The organism is Parasegetibacter sp. NRK P23 (assembly GCF_023721715.1).
GTDB lineage: Bacteria > Bacteroidota > Bacteroidia > Chitinophagales > Chitinophagaceae > Parasegetibacter.
In genome coordinates, this window is sequence record NZ_JAMDLG010000023.1 from 31,235 (window position 1) to 52,517 (window position 21,283).

Genomic DNA, 21,283 nt, shown 5'->3' on the forward strand with positions numbered 1-21,283 from the left:
TCAGTCGTTGTCTTCCTTATCAAGATCTGCGCCGATCATCGCGATTTTTCCAGGTTTGCCTGAGATGTTCACGGTTTTAAAAAGTGTAAGGTCCGTTGTACGCAGCATGTAGAGTTCACCTTTTTCCGGGTTGGTGAGGTACACATATTTGGTGCTGGAAGTATAGGCCGGACCACCAGTGGCGGGGAACACCAATTGTGTCATGTTCGCCGAGGCGATCTGGGTCTTACTTACGGGATTGAACAACCGTAGGGTACCGTTCTCTTCGAGGATGATCACGTTCCGGCCGGCCGCGTCGAAGGAGGCGGATTTAATTTTGTCCGACTGGTACAGCGCGGAGATTGTATTGGAAGAAGGGTCGATGAGGAACACTCCGAACTTCGCCCTTACACCGATGAATTTTGCAGATGCTTTTCCGTAGTGTAGTGTGCTCAGCCAGTTGGTGCCGATTCCATCGGGATAGGGGATCAGTTTTTCTACCCCTGCATCGGTGATGGTAAGGATGCCTTCCGGTGCGCCAAAAGCCGCAAGGGTACCATTGCCTGCATTGCCGTGCATACCCGCGGTGGAGATTGTACCGGTATGGAGCGTGTTGCCGGATGCATCGATTACCTTTACTTTTTCGGGTAAGCTTCCCGCCACGGCACCCGTTTTCAAGGTAACGGCAATGGTTCCGTTGTTAAAGATGGCCATGGCGCCATGGTGCGCCGTCCCGGCATTGATGGTGCTGGTGGCAGCCTGTGTATGCAGGTCAGATTCTTTTACCGCGCTTAAAGAACCATCTCCGTCGTTAAAGGCGAGAATATGGTTGCCCCAGGCTTTGAAGTGGGCGGGTTTTACACGGGTGGAAGTGGTGAGGGCCCATTTGGGCGTTCCTTTCAGGTGTGCATGGTCGTCATGTGCTTCCACGCCACTGTCGAAGAAACTTACCAGGTTGCCGGAACTGTTCACCACACCTGCAAATCGGCCGCTTCCTGTGGGATAAAGCGCCAGCAACGGTCCGGAGCCGGTAAATGGGGTCTGTGAACCTGTTGCGGGATCCAGCAACGTGAGCGACGGGGAAGCGTCATCCGATACGAGGATACGCACAAATTTGTTTTCTTTTTCTACCGGAGCGTCGTTGTCATTTTTCCGGCAGGCACTGAAGGTTAAGACAAGGGCCGCCAGGCCCATAGCGTAATAGTATCTTTTCATAAAATGCAATTAGGTTGCAAATGTATGAAATGAAACTATGTTGCAAAATATAATTGCCGCAATGTTGCAAAAAAATCAGTGTCCTTCTTCTACATGCGTGACGCCGCCGGAGATGGCGAACTTCATCGCATCACCCGCATTCACATGTGGGAGGGGTTTGATCCGTTCCGCAGGTACCCAGTACACCTTTCCGGCAATGGAATAAGAAAAAGGCACATACACGGCTACGTGAGCGGGCAATTCAAACTGGTGTCCGTCGTCCTGGGTGATAAAAGCCACCTGCCAAACATCATTGTTGTCCAGGGAAACCAGCACCGGACGGTTGAACTTCTTTTTATCACCGGCGAACGCTTCAAAAAAGTCTTTTACTGAACTGTAGATAAACTTGATGCCCGGGGTTCTTTCCAGTATCTTATCGAAAATATCCACGAGCCTGCCCACTACAAAGAAGCTTGAAACATATCCTACAAGAAACACAATAAGTACCACCAGGATAAAACCCAGTCCGGGTATATTTGCCGGTTGCCCGGTCGCATCCGTTTTTAACAGTCCTGGTGCTACACGATGAATCAGGCCCGGTACCAGGCTGTCAATAAAGGAGAACAGGGAGATAACCGCCCAAACGGTGATGGTGATTGGGGCAAGGATGATAATGCCCTGGAAAAAATACTGGATGATCCGTTTCCAGTGCCACCTGCTCAACTGACGTAGTTTTTTACTGTCCATGCAACGTTTGTTTGTAATGCGGGGTAAAGGTAGAGGAGATTTTGAATTTTGAATTTTGGATTTTGAATTGGGGCCGTTTTGCTTTGCGCTTTCTTTTACTTCCTCTTCTTCCATGAGTGGCAAAAAATAATGATGGGAAACTTTGGTGACGTAAAAAGTTTCCATAGTTTTGGGCAGATTTTTGAGTAATGGAAGTAAAAGACAGAATCAGGGGCAAGGCCGAAGAGTTGTTCAAGCGCTTTGGCATCCGCACGATTACCATGGATGAGATCGCCAACCAGTTGGGGGTCTCCAAAAAAACCATCTACCAGTACTACGCCGATAAAGACGCGCTGGTGGATGCGGTAATTGAAGAGGAGATCGCCCGTTCCGAAGAGGATTGTATGAAAGGGTTTCACGAGGCCCGGAATGCAATTGACGAGATATTTATTGTGCTGGAACAGGTTGAGCGTACCTTCAGTGACATTAATCCCACTGTTTTTTACGATCTCGAAAGATTTCATTTCTCCGCTTTCCAAAGGTTTAAGGTTTTCAAGGAGCAGTTTCTCCTCAATATGATCAGTAGCAATCTCCGCAGGGGGATCGCAGAAGAATTGTATCGCCCCGAACTTGAGGTGGATATCATTTCAAGGTACCGGATGGGCTTTTGTATGGGCATGGTGTTCGACCAGGAATTGTTCCCCATATCCAAATACAATATCGCGAAACTGCAAAAGGAAATACTGGAGCACTTCCTGTATGGGGTGGTCTCTATGAAAGGATATAAACTCATTCTGAAATACAAATCGGAACGCACCAAAAAAAGCACGCACAATGAACCGACTTATGAAGCAAAGCCATAAACATGCCGGCAGGAAGCCCCTCTTCCTGTTCGTACTGATGGCCGCTGTTTTTTCTACTTCCAGTTTCGCGCAAACAAAACATGAACTCACAGTTCAGGAAGCCGTTGACCGCGCTTACCAGAACGTAATTGACCTCAAAAACAAAGAACTCGACCTGAAAATCCAGGAAGCCATGAACAAAGGTATCCTGGGGCAGGCGCTTCCACAGATCAAGGGAGATATAGGCGCTCAGTATTTTTACAAACTCCCCATCTTCCTTTTCCCCGACGGAACATCTTCCGCCGTGTACCAGGTTTTGAAGGATGAAGGTGTACAGGGCAGCAATGGTCCTATTACGGATGTGCCGTCTCCCGTATTGCGCCCGGTAAGTTTCCAGCAGCCCTGGAACGCGAGCGCCGGCGTAACCCTTACCCAGTTGCTGTTTCAGCCTGATGTATTTGTAGGCTTACAGGCCCGGGCGGCATCCATTGATTTTGCGAAGAAGAACATTGAATTGTCTAAAGAAGATGTGAAAGACTCCGCCTACAAAAGATATTACGCCGTACTGATTGCGGAAAAACAACTGGAATTCGTGAACGATGGCGTGAAGCGTATTGAGAAACTGGTGCGCGACAACGAGATCATGTTCAAGGAAGGATTCATCGAAAAACTGGATGTGGACCGCGCAAGGGTACAGCTTTCCAACCTGAAGACCATGCAAACCACCATAAGGAACGGTATTCACCTTTCTTATGCGGCATTAAAATATGCCCTCGGTCTTCCGCAGGTGGATACATTGGTGCTGAAAGATTCCCTCACGATTGATGAAGTGAAGGCGGGCATCCTGGACGATGCTTTTCAATACGAAAACAGGAAAGAGTTTCAATTGCTGCAGACTTCTCTCGAATTGCAGAAACTTGACCTGAAACGATACAAACTCCGCTATATCCCAACGGTTTCCCTGATCGGGAATTTCACCAGGCAGGCGCAGGCGGAAAAATTCATCTTCAGCAAAGACGCGTTTTGGTACAGTACCGGTTACGCGGGCGTAAACATCAGTGTGCCCATATTCGATGGCTTCCAGCGCAGGTACCAGGTGAAACAGTCGATGTACCAGGTTGAAAAAGCGGAGAACTCCCTGGAAAACCTGAAGCGGGTGATCGACCTGCAACAAACCATAAACAGGGAATCACTCAAGAACGCGCTGCTCAGTTTCGATGAGCAACAACGCAACATTGACCTGGCGGAGAAAGTGTACAATTCGACCAAACTGAAATTTGAACAGGGACTGGGCAACAGTTTCGAACTGATCCAGGCGGAGAACGACCTGCAGACCTCTCAGTCCAATTATTTCCAGGCCATGTACGACGCCATCATCGCCAAAATCAGTTACCAACGCTCTTTAGGAAAACTCTAATTTATTCAACGCCAACCAATCAAATCGCTATGATCCTTAAATATTATAACATGAAGAAACAGCACTTTTACGGGCTGCTTTGGGTTACATTGTTCCTTTATTCCTGCGGAAGCGCTACCAAAGATGAGCTTGCCGGAAAAAAGGCCGAACTGGATAAACTGAAAAAAGAACAGCAGGGAATATCGGATAAGATCACCGCGCTGGAACAGGAGATCAGTAAACTGGATACCGCCGCCGGTAAATCCAAGAACGTCAAACTGGTAAGCGTGAGTCCTATTCAGACTGAGGCGTTCTCTCACTTCATAGAATTGCAGGGAACCGTGGATGCGGAGAACTCCGCCTATGTGGCCCCTCCCAACGGGCAGGGCGGTATCGTTAAGGCCCTGTTCGTGAAACAGGGTGACGCGGTAAGAAAAGGACAACTGCTCGCAAGACTGGATGACCAGCAGATCCGCCAGCAGATCGCCCCGCTGAAAGTGCAGCTTGAAACAGCAAGAGATACTTACAACAGGACCAAAAACCTCTGGGACCAAGGCATTGGCGCTTACCAGAACGTACTCACCGCCAAAACACAGGTGGAGAGCCTTGAAAAGAACATCGCTATTTTCGAGAACCAGATCAGTCTGATGAATGTTACCGCCCCTACATCCGGTGTGGCGGATGTGGTGAACGTGCGTGTGGGAGAGGCTTTCACCGGCATGAGCGCTACCGGTCCGCAGATCCGCATCGTCAATACCAGCAGCCTGAAATTGGTGGCCAACGTACCTGAAAATTACCTCGGACGCGTGACCAAAGGCAGCCAGGTGGAAATCGTATTACCCGACGATAACGACCGCACCATCACAGCCAATGTGAATGTGGTGAGCTCGGTGATTGATCCCGCCACGCGTTCTTTCTACATCGAAGCCAAAGTGCCCGGAAACTCCAAGGTGCGGCCCAACCAGGTGGCCAAGGTGCGCATCAAGGATTATGGCAACAAAGACGCCATCACCATTCCCGTGAACACCTTGCAGAACGATGAAACCAGCAAATTTGTACTTGTGGCCGTGAAAGAGAAAGGAGGAATGGTGGCGCGCAAACGCACCGTTACCGTGGGAGAACTGTATGCCAACAAACTGGAAGTGAAGAGTGGTCTCCAACCCGGAGATGTGTTGATAACAGAAGGATTCCAGGGCCTGTACGATGGCCAACCCATTACCACGGAAGCCAAGTAATTCAACTCATAACTTATTCGCCCATACATGAGCCATCTAGAAAGTTTATCCGGTAAGTTTAAGCAGTTTAAACCTACCTCCTGGAGCATTAACAACAAGACCTCCATCTACCTGCTGATGCTGTTCATCTCAGTAGTAGGTGTGACGCTCTTCAGAACCTTGCCCAAAGAACAGTTTCCCGATATCGTGATCCCTACCATTTACATTCAAACGGTGTATGTGGGGAACTCACCAAAAGATATGGAGAACCTGGTAACGCAACCCATCGAAAAACAGATCAAATCCATCACCGGGGCGAAGATCACTAAAGTGACCAGTACTTCCGTACAGGATTTCTCGGCCATCATGGTGGAATTTGATACCGATGTGAAAGTGGATATCGCGTTGCAAAAAGTGAAAGACGCGGTGGACAAAGCAGAAACCGATCTGCCCACCGATCTCACCCAGGAACCCACCGTGCAGGAAGTGAGTTTCTCCGACCAGCCCATCATGTACGTGAACATCAGCGGCGACTTTGAACTGATGAAGCTCAAGGAAATGGCCGACGAAACACAGGACAGGCTGGAAGAACTGCCCATGATCAACCGTGTGGACCTGGTAGGCGCGCCTGAAAGAGAGTTCCAGATTAACGTGGACAATTACAGGATGCAGGCCGCCAATGTGACCTACGATGATATCGCCGGCGCCGTGGCCCGCGAAAATATGGATATCTCCGGCGGACAGCTGGAAGTGGGCAACATGAAACGCACATTGCAGTTAAAAGGACAACTTAAAACAGCTGCAGATATTGAAGCGATCGTGGTAAGAAACTCCACCGGAGCGCCACTCTATCTCCGTGACCTGGCTTCCGTAAAGGATACCATCAAGGATACAGAGAGCTATGCGCGCTTGAATGGTAAAAAAGTAATCACCCTCAACATCATCAAAAGATCGGGGGAGAACCTCATTGAAACTTCCGATGCAGTGAAGGAAGTGGTGGATGACCTTACAAAGAATTACTACCCGGAAAACCTGAACGTGGTGATCACCGGTGACCAGAGTAAGCTCACCCGCACTTCTTTCAACGAACTGGTGAACACCATTGTGATCGGGTTCATCCTGGTACTCATCATCCTCATGTTCTTCATGGGTATTACCAACGCGTTCTTCGTGGCGCTTTCGGTACCGCTGAGTATGTTCGTGGCCTTCATGTTCCTGCCGGCCGCTGATCTTATCGTGGGTACGAACGTTACCCTGAACTTCATCGTATTGTTCGCGTTGCTCTTCGGGTTGGGCATCATCGTGGACGACGCCATCGTGGTGATTGAAAACACGCACCGGATATTCGTGGAAGCGAAAGGTAAAATGTCGCCTGTCAGGGCCGCGAAAATGGCCGCGGGAGAAGTGTTCGTGCCGGTATTATCGGGAACGCTCACCACATTGGCGCCCTTTATTCCCCTGTTGTTCTGGCCCGGCATCATTGGTAAGTTCATGATCTACCTGCCAACGATGCTCATCTTTACACTATCCGCTTCGCTGATCGTGGCGTTCATCATGAACCCGGTGTTCGCCGTGGACTTCATGAACCATCCGGAAGACGGGCACGTGAAGAAGAAGTCGGATATTTTCAGAAAGCCGTTGTTCTGGATCGCCGTGGCGATCGGCATACTGCTTGATCTCTTTGGCTTTACTTTCCTTGGCAACCTGATCCTGTTCATTGTAATATTGTCCATCTTCAACGTATATGTGCTGGATGGCTGGATCCATTCTTTCCAGAACAAGGTATTGCCGGGCATCATGCGCAGGTATGAAACGGCGCTGCGTTGGGCATTGAAAGGCTGGCGCCCCGTTTGGCTGCTGGTAGGCACCTTCGGATTGCTGATCTTTTCGTTTATCGTATTCGGCATCGCCACTTCCACGGGAAGGGTGCAGGTGGTGTTCTTCCCCAGCGGCGATCCCAACCAGATTTTTGTGTACCTCAAACTGCCTGTGGGTACCGATGTGAAGTACACCGATTCCATCACCAAACAACTCGAATCAAGGGTGTATAAGGTGTTGGATATGGAAAACGGCAAAGAGAACCCGATGGTGGAAAGTGTGATCACGAATATCGCCGTGGGCGCGAGTGATCCGATGAGCGGCGACAGAAGTACGCGTCCAGAAAGAGGACGTATCCAGGTTTCCTTCGTGGAATTCGAAAAGAGACATGGCAGATCCTCCGCGCCTTATCTTGACTCCATCCGTGCCGTGATGAAAGGGATTCCCGGCGCTGAAATATCCGTTGACCAGGAGCAGGGTGGTCCGCCCACCGAGCCGCCCGTAAACATTGAGATCGCGAGCGAGAACTTCGATGACCTGATCAAAACCTCCGTGGCATTGAAGAACTACCTCGACTCCATCCGTGTTCCGGGTGTGGAAGAACTGAAAATGGACGTGGACCTCACCAACCCGGAAATAGCGCTTACTATTGACCGGGAGCGCGCCCTGAGCGAAGGTGTTTCCACGGCCCAGATCGGGATGCAACTCCGTACCGCCCTCTTCGGAAGGGAACTCACCAAGATCAAAGAAGGAGAAGAAGAATACAAAATACAGCTCCGCAACCTGGAAGTGCAACGCAAGAACCTCGTGGACCTGCTGAACATGAACATCTATTTCCGCGATATGGCCACGGGTGGTTTCAAAAGTATTCCGCTCAGTTCACTCGTGAAAGTGGACTACACCAGTACCCTTGGAAGTGTGATCCGCAAAAAACAGAAGCGGACCATTACCCTTACGTCGAATGTATTGCTCACCCAGGGCTATACGCCTACCGGTGTGAACCAGGAGATCAAAGGATATATTGATCGTTTCCGCAAACCTGCCGAAAGTGTGACCATCAAACAAACAGGTGAAGGGGAACAACAGGCCGAGACGGGCGCATTCCTCGGAAACGCCATGCTGATCGCGCTGATGCTGATACTCTTTATCCTCGTGCTCCAGTTCAACTCCATCAGTAAACCAGTGATCATCCTTACCGAGATCGTGTTCAGTATCATCGGTGTATTGCTGGGCTTCGCCATCACCGGGATGACGCTTTCGGTTGTAATGACGGGTATCGGTATCGTGGGGCTTGCGGGTATCGTGGTGAAAAACGGTATCCTGGTGATTGAATTCGCCGATGAACTCCGTGGGCGTGGTGTCAAAACCAGGGATGCGGTAATAGAAGCCGGTAAAACCAGGATCATCCCCGTATTGCTTACGGCGGTGGCCGCTATCCTCGGTTTCATCCCCATCGCGGTGGGCTTCAACATCGACTTTATCAGGATGTTCTCGGAACTGAACCCGAACATCTTCTTCGGAGGCGACAACGCCGTGTTCTGGAAACCACTTTCCTGGACCATCATATTCGGGTTGATCCTGGCGTTCTTCATGACCCTGCTGATCGTGCCCAGTATGTACCTTATCGCGGAGCGCCTGAAAAGGCCCATGCGCAGGATGTACGGGGGCAAATGGGTATCGTTCCTGGGCATTCCGCCGTTCACCCTCCTGTTCCTGCCACTGATGTTCATCACCATGTTCGCGCACAGAAGGGCCGTGGCCAGAAGGGAAAGAAGACTTGGCGGTGCCGTGGGTAAGAAATGGACCGGAAGCTGGTTCTAAATATTCCGCACAATAATTGAACAATTAAGGAGTTTTCATATATCATTGCATTTCACGCGAGATATATGAAAACTCCTTTTTTAGCCTTACTCCTTTCCGTGGTATCTTTTACGGTTACCGCGCAAACCCCGGATGATGATATTGTGATGGCCGAACGCATTGAACGGTACGAATTCGCGAAGGGCGATAAAGACAATCCCGTTCATGTGAAACAGCATTTTTTTACCAGGTACAGGTGCGACGCCACCCGTGGGGTTGTTCCTTATGTGGAGTTTTACAATGAGCAAAGTCGTGTAGACGCGGCGGAAGTGCATGTTTCCGGGAAAAAACTGAAAGGCTTGAAAGTGCGGGACGAATACTATTCCGTAGATGATATTTTCTTCTCCGATGCAAGGGTGTATTTTTTTGAGGTTCCGCTGGAAAAGAAAGGTTCTGAAACAGCGGTGGAGCTCAAAAAAACCATTCTCGATCCCAAGTATTTCACCACGGTCTATTTCCCCGAAAGCCTTCCGGTGGAAATGAAAAAAGTGGAGATCGTTGTTCCCGCCTGGATGAAACTGGAAATACGCGAGCGCAACATGGAGGGCGTAACCATTGAAAAATCGGTACAACCCGGTACAGGGAAAAACACAGGCGCACAGGTACATACCTATACATTGAAAAATATTCCGGCGCAGAAAAAACAGCCGGGCATGCCGGGTCCCAGCCATGTGTATCCCCACCTGATGTTGCTTACCCAGGAAGCCGCGGTGGAAACGGGTACCGTAAAGTACTTTGCCACTTTGCCGGATCAATACAAATGGTACCATTCATTGGTAAAGGGGTTAACCATCAGTACGCCGGCTATTGAAGCGAAGGCCCGTGAAATAACCAATGGCGCCACCGATCCGGTTGAAAAAATGAAACGGGTTTTGCATTGGGTGCAGGACAATATCCGTTACATCGCGTTCGAGAACGGCATCGCCGGATTCAGGCCCATGGAAGCGGAGCAGGTATTGCAGAAAAAATATGGTGATTGCAAGGGTATGGCTAACCTTACCCGGTCGTTGCTGAAAGCTTCCGGTGTGGATGCGCGGTTGTGCTGGATCGGCACGAACCACCTCGCTTACGATTACAGTACGCCTTCGTTGTGCGTGGACAATCACATGATCTGTGCCGTGAAATCAGAAGGGAAAACTTTTTTCCTGGATGGCACGGAAAGTTTCATCGGATGGGAAGAGTATGCGCAACGCATCCAGGGGCGGCAGGTATTAATAGAAGACGGGGAAGGATTTCTTCTCGAAAAAGTTCCCGAAAGAGATTTCACCCAGAATACGAAATCAGAGGTTTCCGAAATTGTGATCAATGGAACCGACTTTAAAGGAAACACAAAGTTCACCTGGCGCGGCGAATCGAAATCAGGGTTGCTTTCGGCCCTGCACTCCTTTTCTAAAGAGGAGCAGGAGAAAATGCTGGTAGATTATTTCCGCGAGAACCGCAAAGGATTTGTATTGTCCGGGCTGAAGAAGCCTTCGCTGGACAATTGGTCTGGTAACCTTGACGGAGGGTATACATTCGAATGGAAAGAGGCCGCTTCTTCCTTCGGAAAAGAAATATATTTTGAGCCGGATTTCAGGAAAGAATTCGCTTCAGCAAGCATCGATACCACCAAAAGGACCGCCGACTATGAGTTTCCCTATAAATACAATATTGAACAACAAACCTTCTTCTCCTTCCCGGAAGGCTATACACTGAAATCAACGCCCAAAGCCTTTTCAGTGCAAAGACCAGGCTATGCGATCACCATCACGGCCATGGCTGAAAAAGGCGGCCTGCTGTACAAAAAGAAGATCAGTTTATCGCAAACGCGCCTGCCGTTAAAAAACATCGTTCAATGGAACGAAGACATTTCCGCACTGAAAAAATACTACAACGAACAAGTTATTCTTACCCGATCATAACCCCTTTACATGAAAAAGTTTATTGGATCACTGACCCTTCTGTTTTCCGTTTTATCCCTATGCGCACAAAGCTCAAAAGAGGAGTACAAAAAACGTTCGGAGGAAGTTCGTAATGAAGTATGGAACTGGGACATCAAAGCTTTTAAAGCAACAAAAGTGCCCGATAGCGCTAAGAAGTTTTCTTATGTGGTGATCGCGCGCCACAATGAAGTGGAAGCCAGTGCCCGGAATAAGGTCCACTACTATGGCATCTCCATGGCCGTTTCAAAAGAGAAAACAATCGTCCGTACATTCAGGGAACGGGTTAAAATACAGGACAAGGCTGCGTTGGAGAGTTATTCCTCCATCAACTATACCGCATATGAAGGCAAAAAATCAAGCTTTGAAAAAAGTGATGTGATCTCTTTTGTGGGGGTGCGCATCATCAAACCGGATGGGTCCATGAAGGAAGTGGATGCCGATGAAACGGTATTCACAGTGGATGAAAAAAAGAACCGCGAAGCAAAACTGGCTATTCCCGGACTTGAAATTGGCGATATACTGGATTATTATATTCAGTTGTACAAACGCGCCAATGATGTTGCCAGTGCAAGAACGCTTCCGCTGGCTTATGTGCTGGCCGACGAGGTGCCCGTGCTGCATTACTCCCTGCATGGCATCGTCAGCAAAAAGTTCGCGCTGGAGCACATCAGTGTGAATGGCGCGCCTAAATTGAAGGTATCGGATTTGGAAGACGACTGGGAGTTTTCCGCCAGTGTCGCCGATGTGAATGCCCACCCCACAGGGCTTTGGTTTTCCAGTTACAGGCAATTGCCTATCATAAGATTGCACCTGATTCCTGGTGTCGGTGGACTGATGAAAAATTCCGTAACAAGAACGCCGCGCCAAAAACCAGGGAACTTAAATGATAAAGTGGACCGGGAGGAACTGTACAAAGAGATTGCAGCGGACGTGACCAATATGGCCACACAAAAAGCGATGGGCGCCTTCACGATGCTTTACACCAATGTGAACGGGTTACTCAGGTCTTATCAGAAAAAGAATGGAAAAATTCCTGACGACAGCCTTGCCGCTCATATCTTCTACGCCATGCGTTACGTATTGTTTTATGACGATGAGGACAAAAAGGAAATACGCCCTGTGGACCCTTCAGCGAATGCCCGTTCTATCAATGAAAACTATTGTCTGCTGGTATATAGTGAGTTGTTGAAGATGTTCGGTCTGCAACCCGAAGTGTATGCCTTTACGTCCAAATATGGTCCGAGGGAAGAAGATATTTTCCTGTCTTCCGACCTCACTATAATGATCAAACCTTACAGGAGCAGCGACCAGTTGTACTCCATGGAAACCCTGTTTACCAACGCGGGTGCGGTGCCTTACCATTATGAGAACCAGGAAGCGCCTGGCCTCAGTACCAGGGTAGTATGGAAGAATTACCAGAAACAGGCCATGGGTACCGGAAAGGTGACGGTCCCCTTCGAAAAAGCGATCAACAATCATCACCTGGAGCATCTTCAGTTGAGTTTCCCCGACAATGATCTGTCACAGGTGAACGTAAAAAGAAACACCGTACTTACCGGGCATTTCAGAGCGCCGATGCAACAAGAGCTGCTTTTGTATGAGGATTTTTGCAACGAAGAAAGAGCCGCCTTTGGTCTGGAAAAGAACTTCGTGGAGGACCTGGAGTCCAACCGCAAAACAAAAGCGTTGGCCGAAGAATACAAATTGGCCATGAAGAAAGCCAGAGCGGGGATGAAGGAAGTTTTTACGCAGGAAATCAACGACCAGTTTGGTGTGAAACCTGTTGCCGTTACCCAATGGAAAGTGAAGCAATCGGGAATTCGCCATACGCAACCCGAATTCATTTATGATACGGAATTCAAACTGGATAACATTACAAAACGTGCAGGAGAAAACTACCTGATCGACCTGGGCGCATTGGTGGGCGGACAACTGGACATCAAAGATGAGCAACGCAACCGCAAAGATGATGTTTATATGCCCTACGCGCGTTCTTTTATGCATGTGGTGGAACTGGAGATTCCAAAAGGGTACACTGTGGAAGGGCTTGATAACATACAAACCACGGTGAATAATGCCACGGGTTGGTTCAGTGCTAAGGGAAATATAGAAGGAAACAAGCTGATCCTTAAAATAGAAAAAGGGTATCGGAAATCTTTCCTGAAAGCCGAAGAATGGCCGGCGTTGCTGGAAATGATGGACAAAGCCGTAGCCTTCAAAGATCAGAAGTTACTGCTCAAAAAAATTTAGGAATTAGGTATTTTAGCAAAAAAAATCATGCGCACGAATCACGAAATAGACTATAGGATTTACGGGGAAGAAATGCAGTATGTGGAAGTGGAGCTGGATCCCCAGGAAACTGCTGTGGCGGAAGCCGGAAGTTTTATGATGATGGACGATGGCATCCAGATGCAGACCATCTTTGGCGATGGTTCCCAGCAGCAGGGAAGCGGCATCCTCGGTAAACTGATGTCTGCGGGAAAACGCCTGCTCACCGGTGAAAGTTTGTTCATGACCGCCTTCACCAATGCCAGTTACGGGAAAAAGAAAGTAAGTTTCGCTTCGCCTTATCCCGGGAAGATCATTCCGCTCGACCTGTTTGAACTGGGTGGAAAAGTGATCTGTCAGAAAGATGCTTTCCTTTGTGCCGCCAAAGGCGTTAGTGTTGGCATTGAATTCCAGCGCAAACTCGGTACCGGTATTTTTGGCGGCGAAGGATTCATCATGCAGAAGCTGGAAGGAGATGGCATGTCGTTCGTACATGCGGGCGGACACGTTTTGGTAAGGGAACTCCAGCCCGGCGAAATGCTGAAAATAGATACAGGCTGCCTGGTGGCGTACACCCAAACCATCGACTATGATATCCAGTTTGTAGGCGGCATCCGCAATTCTATTTTTGGAGGAGAGGGCTTGTTCTTTGCGACATTGCGCGGTCCAGGAAAGGTGTGGATACAAACATTGCCGATCAGTCGTTTGGCAAGTAGAATTATCTCTTACGGAACGGTGAACAGGAAGGAAGAAGGCAGTATCCTCGGCAGAATGGGGAACATGCTGGATGGAGATGGATGGTAGGACCGCATTGTAATAAAAGAAATCTGGGGCCATAGGCGATACAACGGAGTATCACCTATGGCTTTTCTTTTTTATCTAGTATTTATTTCAGCGTCAGCTTGCATTAATACACTCAGAGGCCTGGTCTTTTTCTCCGTTTCTTAAATACCACCCTCCGGTACACTTCATTGAGCGGAATTTCTTTATCGATGGCGGCAATGTGGAAAGACCCATTGATATCGATAATCGCATCGCCGAAGCGCCAATCTCCTGTTTCCGGCCGTTTGGCCACCCGTACATAACAGGAATTTGAATCCACCACAATGTATTCGTTCAGCGATGGAATCTGACTGTATTTTTCAAACTTCAGAATGAAATCGCGTTCCTTACTGCCTTTAGACAATACTTCAATCACAACCACGGGGTTCAGTACCACATCGAAATCACCCTTCCTGAAAACGGGTGCATCTTTGATGATGCTCACGTCGGGGTAAAAGAAAGTGCGCATATCCGGCGCCGCTACTTTAATGTCGGAAGGCATGGTGATAAAATTGGTTTCCCTTAAAAGGCTTTGCAGGTACCAGATCAAGTTTACGACTACGGAATTGTGTTCGTAAGAAGCGCCAGGCATCTGTACCAGGCACCCGTTAAAATACTCATGTTTGTGGACACAAGATTGGTCGAAATGAAGGTACTCTTCCTCCGTACAGTACGTTACGGATTTGTGTACGATGCCATCCTCTTCGTGCAGGGCAACGCCATCTTTCAGCGCCAGCACGGGTTCAAAAAACTCGTTCATGGAACAGTTGGTTTAAATGAATAAATAAGTGGTGGCGTTTGTTTGTGGTGGGAAATCAAATGTACATATTTTCTGAAAATAAAAAAGGACCACATTGCTGTGATCCTTCTCCAATAACTATTTTAAACGCTTATGATTTTCCTGCCAGTTCTATCATGGTGGAAAGCTCCTCTACAGTTTCTTCTTCTTTACCGTTGAAGCCAACCGCTTTGAAACGGATTCTGCCGTTTTTATCCAGTACGAATTTCGTAGGAATGCCGTTTACTTTAAAGTCGGATACCATCGTGCTTTCATTGTCCATGAGAATAGTATTGAAAGCGTAGGGTTTGCCTTTCATAAAGTCTTCCACGTTCTTCTTTTTATCTTCCACATTGTTTTCCCAGGTGTTCACGAAAAGGAAAACAACGTTAGGATCATCTTTGTATTTGTTCTGCGCTTTGTTCATGGCGGGGAAAGAAGCGATGCAGGGGCCGCACCAGGTGGCCCAGAAATCCACCACCACTACTTTTCCTTTCAGTTCATTCAGGCTTACTTTTTTCCCGGAAACATCATTTAGTGCAAAAGTGGGGGCTGCTTCGTCGATCATACTTTTGCGGATTTCTTCCATTTTTTTCTTCCTGGCTTCTGCTGCCAATGCGGTGAAGTAAGTGTCGAAATCGTTCTTACCTTTTGCTTCGTACAGGCGTTTCAGTTGCTCCTTCATCGCCGATGTCTGGTTGCCTGCTTTAACATTGGCTTCCAGTTCTTTCAATGCCTTTGCGGGATTGCCTGCTTTTTCAAGGAACAAAGTGTAGCGCTCCAGCATTTCGGGGTCTTTATTGGTCTGAATGGCTATTTCCTGGTACTTCAGGGCGTCTTTGTGTTTGCCCTGTTTGTGCAGGAGGAACGCGTAAGTATCGGAAAACATGCCATAGCTCTGCTCCAGGTTTTGTTTGTACTGAGAAGGCGGCATATTCACCGGCTTGGCGGCCATGGTGCGCATTTCATCCTGTATAATCTGGAGAGATTTTGCAGAGAGTTCAGCGGATTTATCAATGTCTTTGTCTGCGAGACAATTCTGCCAGGCGATGCTGTTGTACGTATTGGCCAGCGCGGCGCCTTTTGAAGAAGCTGGAACGTTGGCTATTGCCGCATCGATACCATTTTCTTTCGCGATCATCATGGTAAGATTGGCCTGCATGTTCGAAGCCATCATTTCCGCGGTGGCGTCTCCCGGATATTTCTTTTTGAAAGCTTCTATCACAGCCAGCTTATCCTTTACCGATTTGGCGGCATTGTACTCCTTATACACTTCCTGTTTGACCATCATGCCATCGGGGTACTTCAGTTTCTGTACTTCGGCCAGCAATGCAGCAACAGGTTTGTTCTTCATTCTGCCGGCAAGGTAGGCGGCCTGGCTGTAATCCTGCTCTTTCGCGGAAGTATCGGCGGGCATGGTGCTGAACAGGTTGAATACGCCGGCTGTATCTTTTTTATACGTGAGGTAATCGAGTTTTTCACTGAATTTCTTCATGTTTTTTAACTCGGAACCTTCATAGAATTTGTGCTTGTAATGCGCAGATTTTTTACTGTCGGGTTCAATACCAGTTTGCCAGGCCATCCCGCTGTAAATATTGCTCATTGAATTGTAGCCATCTTTGAGTGGTGTTCCGGGCTTTTCGAATACAAAAAAGGCATAACCTTTTTTATCGTTGCCGTCCACATCCTTTCCGCTGAAGGGTTTGAGTACGAAGGCGTCACCGGAATCGGGCAATATAAAGGTTCCGGTCCAGGAAGAACCGCTTTTTTTCAGTACGATATCATCGGCTACCGATTTCTTCCCAAAAGTGTAATACGATAACGAAACTTGTTTTGATTTTTCCAACGGGGTTCCTTTCGGATTGTAATTGACGGTGATGGTACTGCCGGGTGTAGGCTCTTCAGGAAGAATGGTAAGCGCTGAATACGTGGGTTGTTGTGCAAGAAGGGAGGTGCCCGGAAATACGAGCAACGCTGCCGCAAGGAGTTTTTTCATGGTGCTAAATAAGTTAATGGTATCCCCGAATGTACGGAAAAAAACGGGTACCCGGTGGCACCGCTATAGCGGTGCCACCGGGTACGGTGTATTCACGCCGGGAAACTTGGTGATTTTCCGGTAGGGGAACTTTGCAATGGCAAAATGAGGGTGTTAGTTTTCCAAACCAGGGTAGTGGTTCAGCAATGCGATCCGGTATTCACCGGAGGCCTTCACTTTCTGAATAAAGCTGATCAGGCGCGTGGAATCCGTGGCATCGGTGAAGGTATGGTCGTGCGCGAGCAGCACAAGATGGTCCTTTATTTTCGTGCCGTTCTGTTTAAAAAGACCGCTGATCTCGTTAAAGAGTTCGTCTGCGGTTTGCTTTAACTCGAATTTGCTGTTGTAGCTCCATTCCCAATCCCAGCCCACGAGTTGGAAGCCGGCGTTGGAGAGGGAATCGGCGGCCGGTTTTCTTCTTTTGTAATAGTCGCCGTAAACTTTCGGAAGCCGCCAGATATTGCTGCTGGGGGTCCGGGCGATGTTGTTGGAAAAATGAAGGCTGTCCGCATTCCGCCTGAAATCTTTCACTACGGAATCCGGGTGGTTGTAATACAGTTCATATTTGTTCCTGAAGCCATGGGTAAAGCTGTGGTTACAAAGTAGCAAAGATGGATCCTGTTTCAACTCTTCCAGCATTTTATGCTGAAAAGGACTTCCAAAAGCATGTATGCCGATCAGGAAAAAGGTAGCGGGAACCTGCTCCTGCCGAAGGATGTTGTGGACCACACGCGTGCCGTTGTTGGGACCATCATCAAAACTCAGGTAAATCACTTTTCGGTGGTCGGGTGTATCTGTTGGCAACAAAGTTCCATCGGGAACGGAGGCCTGAAGGGAATCTACAGCCTGTTCGGAGAACCCGGCCATTTTGCGGAGCGGTTGTTTACAGGAAAATGCTCCGTACACGAGGAGCAGGAGGATAAGATAGGGGAAGCGACTGCCTTTCAGCCCTTCATCGGGGTGGTCCATATACCAATACTGATTTGACCGTAAAGGTACATTGGAAGGAATGGATGATGCAAATTTTTGTTGTTAACGGTAATCAAAATCTAGTCTTCAATCCTTGGAAGGGAGATGCGGTATTGAACGGAAACGATACGGATGGCGATAATCACCAGGATACCGGTGATGGAACTGATGTTGGCACTGATGCCGAACCGGTTCATCACTACAAATACGATCGCGCCCGCAAGACACGCAGTGGCGTATATTTCTTTCCGGAAGATGAGGGGGATTTCGTTCACCAGGGTATCCCGGATCACCCCGCCGAATACGGCGGAGAACATGCCCAGTATGATTGCCGCCAAAGGATGTACGCCGAAACTGAGTGATTTCTGAACGCCGAGGATGGTGTACAGTCCGATACCGATGGAATCGAACAGGAACAAGGTTTTGCGGAGTCGCAACAGTGTTTTCCGGAAGGAAACCGCGGTGAGTACACCCAGGAAGATCACGATCAGGTAATTGCCGTCGGCCACCCAGGCAAGCGGGTGCACCCCGAGGGTGATGTCTCTTAATGTACCGCCGCCGATCGCTGTGATGAAGGCGGTAAAAGATATCCCGAAAAGATCACGGTACAATAATTTACCATACGCCGCCAGTGCACCCGAGAGTGCAAAGACAAATGTTCCAAGCAGATCGATATAATACGGTACTTGCATATTAACTTAAAGATATATGGATTCAGCATTCGCTTAACGTTGCGTCGTAGTGCCGTTGCGAGAAACTACTTCATTACCGGCACCACCCGTTTCGCCCCGTTCTTTTTGATCTTCGCGGGCAACCCGGCCAGAATTTCTTCCCGCAGCACTTCAATAAGCCTTCTTTTCACGAAATCCCGGTGGATCACCAGGCTTACTTCCCGCATGGGGGCCGGCGATTTGAAATGCCGCAGCAAGCTCATTTGTTTGGCGGAAAGGTCCAGTGTGGCGAGTTCGGGCAGAACAGTGACCCCGCTGTTGATCTCCACCATTTTGCGGAGGGTTTCAATACTGCCTGCTTCATATTCGAAACTTACACTGTGGGCCGATTGTTTCTTCAATTCACAGAGGTTCATAATTTGTGTGCGGAAGCAATGTCCTTCTTCCAGCAACCAGAGTTTGGAGCCGTCTAAATCGTCGGGCAGTACATAGGTTTTTTTGAAAGCCGCGCTGGAGCGGGAAACGTAAGCGACCATTTCCTCGTAGAACAGCGGGTATTCCCTGATTCCGGCATCGTTGAGCGGTGTCACCAGTAACCCGGCGTCCAGTCTGCCGTTGCGAAGCTGCTCAATGATCTGGTAGGTGGTGAGGTCAGATATTTTGAGCTTTACGGAGGGGTATTTTTTAGTGAACTGGGGAATGAACAGGGGGAGGAGATAGGGCGCGAGCGTAGGAATGATCCCTAGTTTCAGTTCTCCCTGCAACAACCCTTTCCTGTCGCTTACGATCTGTTCCAGGAGCTTACTTTCATTGAGGATTTTCCGTGCCTGTATAATCACTTCTTCCCCGATATCCGTGGCCACCACGGGTTGTTTGCTTCTGTCGAATATCTTAATGCCAAGTTCGTGCTCCAGTTTCTGTATCTGCATACTGAGCGTGGGTTGCGTCACATAACAATGTTCCGCCGCCGTGGCGAAATGGCGGTAAGTGTCCACGGCTACGATATATTCCAGTTGCGTGAGTGTCATATTGCAAATATAGACCGAATCTATTTAGATATGGTGAATATCAATTTGGGTTATTGCTGAAAGGGGTGCAATTTTGGCTTGTTCCGCGGTTATGAGAAAACTATAAATGAAAAGAGAGGGTGTATCAAGAGTGCGATACACCCTCTCTTTATTCGGGTCCCTCTGATGGATATAATTTTCGTTTATGCTATTCTCAGCGGGTTCATTTAATTTTTGAGAGAGCCTCTTTTTAATGGTGTTTACTTTTAGCAGTTGGGTATTTTAACAACCATTCTTACAGTTAAAAAACTGTTTCAGCTTTTTAAAATGAAATTCAGCATGAAGAAGCCTGCGCAGGTGCAAGGTGAAAACGCGCGGTAGACCGATGACAACCCCGTTGTTTTCCGTTATAACCAACGGTATTTTTCGGGGAAAAGGTCAGTGTAACCACTATCCTGCTGTAACCAGATTTACTTCCTTTTCCCGCACTTCCAGGCGGTGCCATAGTCCGCATTTCAATGCATAGTTATGTTCACCATGACTCACGGGGAAATCATAACAAACAGGGAAGGTATAGCCCTCCAGTTTTTCCTGGATTAACGCTTTGATGGTTTGTCCGAATGGACGCGTAGTATCTTTCATGTCCGTAAATCCCCCAACGATCATTCCGGCAAGTCCTTGTAGTTTACCGGCACGTTGCAGTTGAATCAGCATACGGTCAATGCTGTAAAGGTATTCCCCGATATCTTCTATAAAAAGTATCTTCCCGGTATAATCCGGGTCGGAAGGAGTGCCCACGAGGTGCGCCAGCAGTGCGAGGTTTCCGCCGATAAGAACGCCTTCGGCCACCCCTTCCCGGTTAAGCCCATTCGGCGCAACGGCGTAATCGTACCCTTTCCGGAAAAGGGCGTTTCGCAGGGTATGCACGGAGTCGGATGACGCGCCTTCTCCTATGAATGCGGCGGCCATGGGGCCATGAATGGACGCTATGTTGAATTGCTGTTGCAGGTGGCAATGCAAGGCGGTGATATCACTGAAACCCACGATCCATTTTGGATGCCGCAGGAAGGAACTGAAATCTATCTGATCCAGTATCCGGCTGGTGCCGTAGCCGCCTCTTCCAAAGAGCATCGCGTTAACCGAGGGATCATCCAGCATCTCCTGCAGGTCAGAAAGCCGTTCTTCATCGGTTCCGGAAAAATAGTTGTCGGAACTGCTTTCCAGCGTTCTTCCTTTTTTCACTTTCAGGCCCCAGCGTTCCAAAGCGCGGAAGCAATCTTCCATACGTGACAGGTCCATAAATCCTGCGGGACAAACCATACCAATGGTATCGCCAGGTTGCAAAGGGGCGGGCGCTTTACATTGTTCCATCATAAGGGTCATTTCTGGGTACGCATGGCCACGATGCTGTCAACAATAAACACACTGAAACCCCTCCATGGCACGGCCGCATGGTATTCTTTATAGTGAAGATCGAATTCCTTGCCGCTGTTGGCCATCAGTTGCTGCGCCAGTTTTGGATCGGTAACCGAAAAATCAAATTCATAAGACTGAATGGCCCCGGGCGTTCGCGAACGGATACCTTCCTGGATCAGTTTTCCTTCGTAGGTTTTGAACACATCGCCTTTTCTTACCATATAGTTCAGTACGCCGGTTTTCACACCTTCTCCGAAAACACGGTAATAGCGCCAGTATATAATGCCACCCACCACTACCACCACGAGCGCGATAAAAATGAGTATGATCTTTTTCATGCCTGTTATTTGAAGGACTTTTTGGTGT

Annotated in this window: 16 protein-coding genes; 7 read left to right on the forward strand and 9 right to left on the reverse strand. The window is 48.6% G+C overall.

The window, feature by feature from the left end:
- Both M4J38_RS18960 and M4J38_RS18965 read right to left on the reverse strand, forming a co-directional pair.
- Positions 1-1,194 carry a hypothetical protein gene (locus M4J38_RS18960; RefSeq protein WP_251761384.1) on the reverse strand — a complete coding sequence of 398 codons (1,194 nt, stop codon included), beginning with the start codon at positions 1,192-1,194 and terminating at the stop codon, positions 1-3.
- A 75-nt stretch (positions 1,195-1,269) separates the two neighbouring features.
- Positions 1,270-1,920, reverse strand: coding sequence for a DUF502 domain-containing protein (locus M4J38_RS18965; RefSeq protein ID WP_251761385.1), 651 nt, complete (start codon positions 1,918-1,920; stop codon positions 1,270-1,272).
- 188 nt (positions 1,921-2,108) lie between these two features.
- Between M4J38_RS18965 and M4J38_RS18970 the strand changes: the two genes are divergently transcribed.
- The 7 genes from M4J38_RS18970 to M4J38_RS19000 all read left to right on the forward strand — a co-directional run bounded on the left by M4J38_RS18970 (position 2,109) and on the right by M4J38_RS19000 (position 14,023).
- A complete protein-coding gene (locus M4J38_RS18970; protein ID WP_251761386.1) occupies positions 2,109-2,762 on the forward strand; it encodes a TetR/AcrR family transcriptional regulator in 654 nt (217 codons plus the stop codon).
- Positions 2,734-4,158 carry a TolC family protein gene (locus M4J38_RS18975; RefSeq protein WP_251761387.1) on the forward strand — a complete coding sequence of 475 codons (1,425 nt, stop codon included), beginning with the start codon at positions 2,734-2,736 and terminating at the stop codon, positions 4,156-4,158. Before M4J38_RS18970 ends, M4J38_RS18975 begins: the two co-directional genes overlap by 29 nt.
- A gap of 50 nt (positions 4,159-4,208) precedes the next feature.
- Entirely contained in the window at positions 4,209-5,372 is a 1,164-nt protein-coding gene (locus M4J38_RS18980; protein WP_251761388.1) for an efflux RND transporter periplasmic adaptor subunit, read from the forward strand.
- A 27-nt stretch (positions 5,373-5,399) separates the two neighbouring features.
- Entirely contained in the window at positions 5,400-8,990 is a 3,591-nt protein-coding gene (locus M4J38_RS18985; RefSeq protein ID WP_251761389.1) for an efflux RND transporter permease subunit, read from the forward strand.
- A 65-nt stretch (positions 8,991-9,055) separates the two neighbouring features.
- Positions 9,056-10,930, forward strand: coding sequence for a transglutaminase domain-containing protein (locus M4J38_RS18990; RefSeq protein WP_251761390.1), 1,875 nt, complete (start codon positions 9,056-9,058; stop codon positions 10,928-10,930).
- A 9-nt stretch (positions 10,931-10,939) separates the two neighbouring features.
- Entirely contained in the window at positions 10,940-13,201 is a 2,262-nt protein-coding gene (locus M4J38_RS18995) for a DUF3857 domain-containing protein (protein ID WP_251761391.1), read from the forward strand.
- A gap of 27 nt (positions 13,202-13,228) precedes the next feature.
- Positions 13,229-14,023 carry a TIGR00266 family protein gene (locus tag M4J38_RS19000; RefSeq protein WP_251761392.1) on the forward strand — a complete coding sequence of 265 codons (795 nt, stop codon included), beginning with the start codon at positions 13,229-13,231 and terminating at the stop codon, positions 14,021-14,023.
- Between the two features lie 112 nt (positions 14,024-14,135).
- On the opposite strand, the gene M4J38_RS19005 is transcribed toward M4J38_RS19000, so the two are convergent.
- The 7 genes from M4J38_RS19005 to M4J38_RS19035 form a co-directional block, all read right to left on the reverse strand.
- A complete protein-coding gene (locus M4J38_RS19005) occupies positions 14,136-14,801 on the reverse strand; it encodes a Uma2 family endonuclease (RefSeq protein ID WP_251761393.1) in 666 nt (221 codons plus the stop codon).
- 130 nt (positions 14,802-14,931) lie between these two features.
- The gene (locus tag M4J38_RS19010) at positions 14,932-16,815 is read right to left on the reverse strand and encodes a TlpA disulfide reductase family protein (RefSeq protein WP_251761394.1); all 1,884 of its coding nucleotides are present in this window, start codon (positions 16,813-16,815) and stop codon (positions 14,932-14,934) included.
- A 153-nt stretch (positions 16,816-16,968) separates the two neighbouring features.
- Positions 16,969-17,823: a polysaccharide deacetylase family protein gene (locus M4J38_RS19015; protein WP_251761395.1), complete on the reverse strand. Its 855-nt coding sequence runs from the start codon at positions 17,821-17,823 to the stop codon at positions 16,969-16,971.
- Positions 17,824-17,903: 80 nt separating this feature from the next.
- On the reverse strand, positions 17,904-18,515 hold the full coding sequence (locus M4J38_RS19020) for a trimeric intracellular cation channel family protein (protein WP_251761396.1): 612 nt from the start codon (positions 18,513-18,515) through the stop codon (positions 17,904-17,906).
- 65 nt (positions 18,516-18,580) lie between these two features.
- Positions 18,581-19,522, reverse strand: a complete 942-nt coding sequence (locus M4J38_RS19025; RefSeq protein ID WP_251761397.1) for a hydrogen peroxide-inducible genes activator — start codon at positions 19,520-19,522, stop codon at positions 18,581-18,583.
- 429 nt (positions 19,523-19,951) lie between these two features.
- Entirely contained in the window at positions 19,952-20,875 is a 924-nt protein-coding gene (locus tag M4J38_RS19030) for an LD-carboxypeptidase (RefSeq protein ID WP_251761398.1), read from the reverse strand.
- A 5-nt stretch (positions 20,876-20,880) separates the two neighbouring features.
- The gene (locus M4J38_RS19035; RefSeq protein WP_251761399.1) at positions 20,881-21,255 is read right to left on the reverse strand and encodes a hypothetical protein; all 375 of its coding nucleotides are present in this window, start codon (positions 21,253-21,255) and stop codon (positions 20,881-20,883) included.
- Positions 21,256-21,283 lie beyond the last annotated feature (28 nt).

Excerpts from the sequence above, each read along its gene's own strand:
- M4J38_RS18960 (WP_251761384.1), bottom strand. The coding sequence starts at position 1,194 with ATGAAAAGATACTATTACGCTATGGGCCTGGCGGCCCTTGTCTTAACC.
- M4J38_RS18965 (WP_251761385.1), bottom strand. The coding sequence starts at position 1,920 with ATGGACAGTAAAAAACTACGTCAGTTGAGCAGGTGGCACTGGAAACGG.
- M4J38_RS18970 (WP_251761386.1), top strand. The coding sequence starts at position 2,109 with ATGGAAGTAAAAGACAGAATCAGGGGCAAGGCCGAAGAGTTGTTCAAG.
- M4J38_RS18975 (WP_251761387.1), top strand. The coding sequence starts at position 2,734 with ATGAACCGACTTATGAAGCAAAGCCATAAACATGCCGGCAGGAAGCCC.
- M4J38_RS18980 (WP_251761388.1), top strand. The coding sequence starts at position 4,209 with ATGAAGAAACAGCACTTTTACGGGCTGCTTTGGGTTACATTGTTCCTT.
- M4J38_RS18985 (WP_251761389.1), top strand. The coding sequence starts at position 5,400 with ATGAGCCATCTAGAAAGTTTATCCGGTAAGTTTAAGCAGTTTAAACCT.
- M4J38_RS18990 (WP_251761390.1), top strand. The coding sequence starts at position 9,056 with ATGAAAACTCCTTTTTTAGCCTTACTCCTTTCCGTGGTATCTTTTACG.
- M4J38_RS18995 (WP_251761391.1), top strand. The coding sequence starts at position 10,940 with ATGAAAAAGTTTATTGGATCACTGACCCTTCTGTTTTCCGTTTTATCC.
- M4J38_RS19000 (WP_251761392.1), top strand. The coding sequence starts at position 13,229 with ATGCGCACGAATCACGAAATAGACTATAGGATTTACGGGGAAGAAATG.
- M4J38_RS19005 (WP_251761393.1), bottom strand. The coding sequence starts at position 14,801 with ATGAACGAGTTTTTTGAACCCGTGCTGGCGCTGAAAGATGGCGTTGCC.
- M4J38_RS19010 (WP_251761394.1), bottom strand. The coding sequence starts at position 16,815 with ATGAAAAAACTCCTTGCGGCAGCGTTGCTCGTATTTCCGGGCACCTCC.
- M4J38_RS19015 (WP_251761395.1), bottom strand. The coding sequence starts at position 17,823 with ATGGACCACCCCGATGAAGGGCTGAAAGGCAGTCGCTTCCCCTATCTT.
- M4J38_RS19020 (WP_251761396.1), bottom strand. The coding sequence starts at position 18,515 with ATGCAAGTACCGTATTATATCGATCTGCTTGGAACATTTGTCTTTGCA.
- M4J38_RS19025 (WP_251761397.1), bottom strand. The coding sequence starts at position 19,522 with ATGACACTCACGCAACTGGAATATATCGTAGCCGTGGACACTTACCGC.
- M4J38_RS19030 (WP_251761398.1), bottom strand. The coding sequence starts at position 20,875 with ATGATGGAACAATGTAAAGCGCCCGCCCCTTTGCAACCTGGCGATACC.
- M4J38_RS19035 (WP_251761399.1), bottom strand. The coding sequence starts at position 21,255 with ATGAAAAAGATCATACTCATTTTTATCGCGCTCGTGGTGGTAGTGGTG.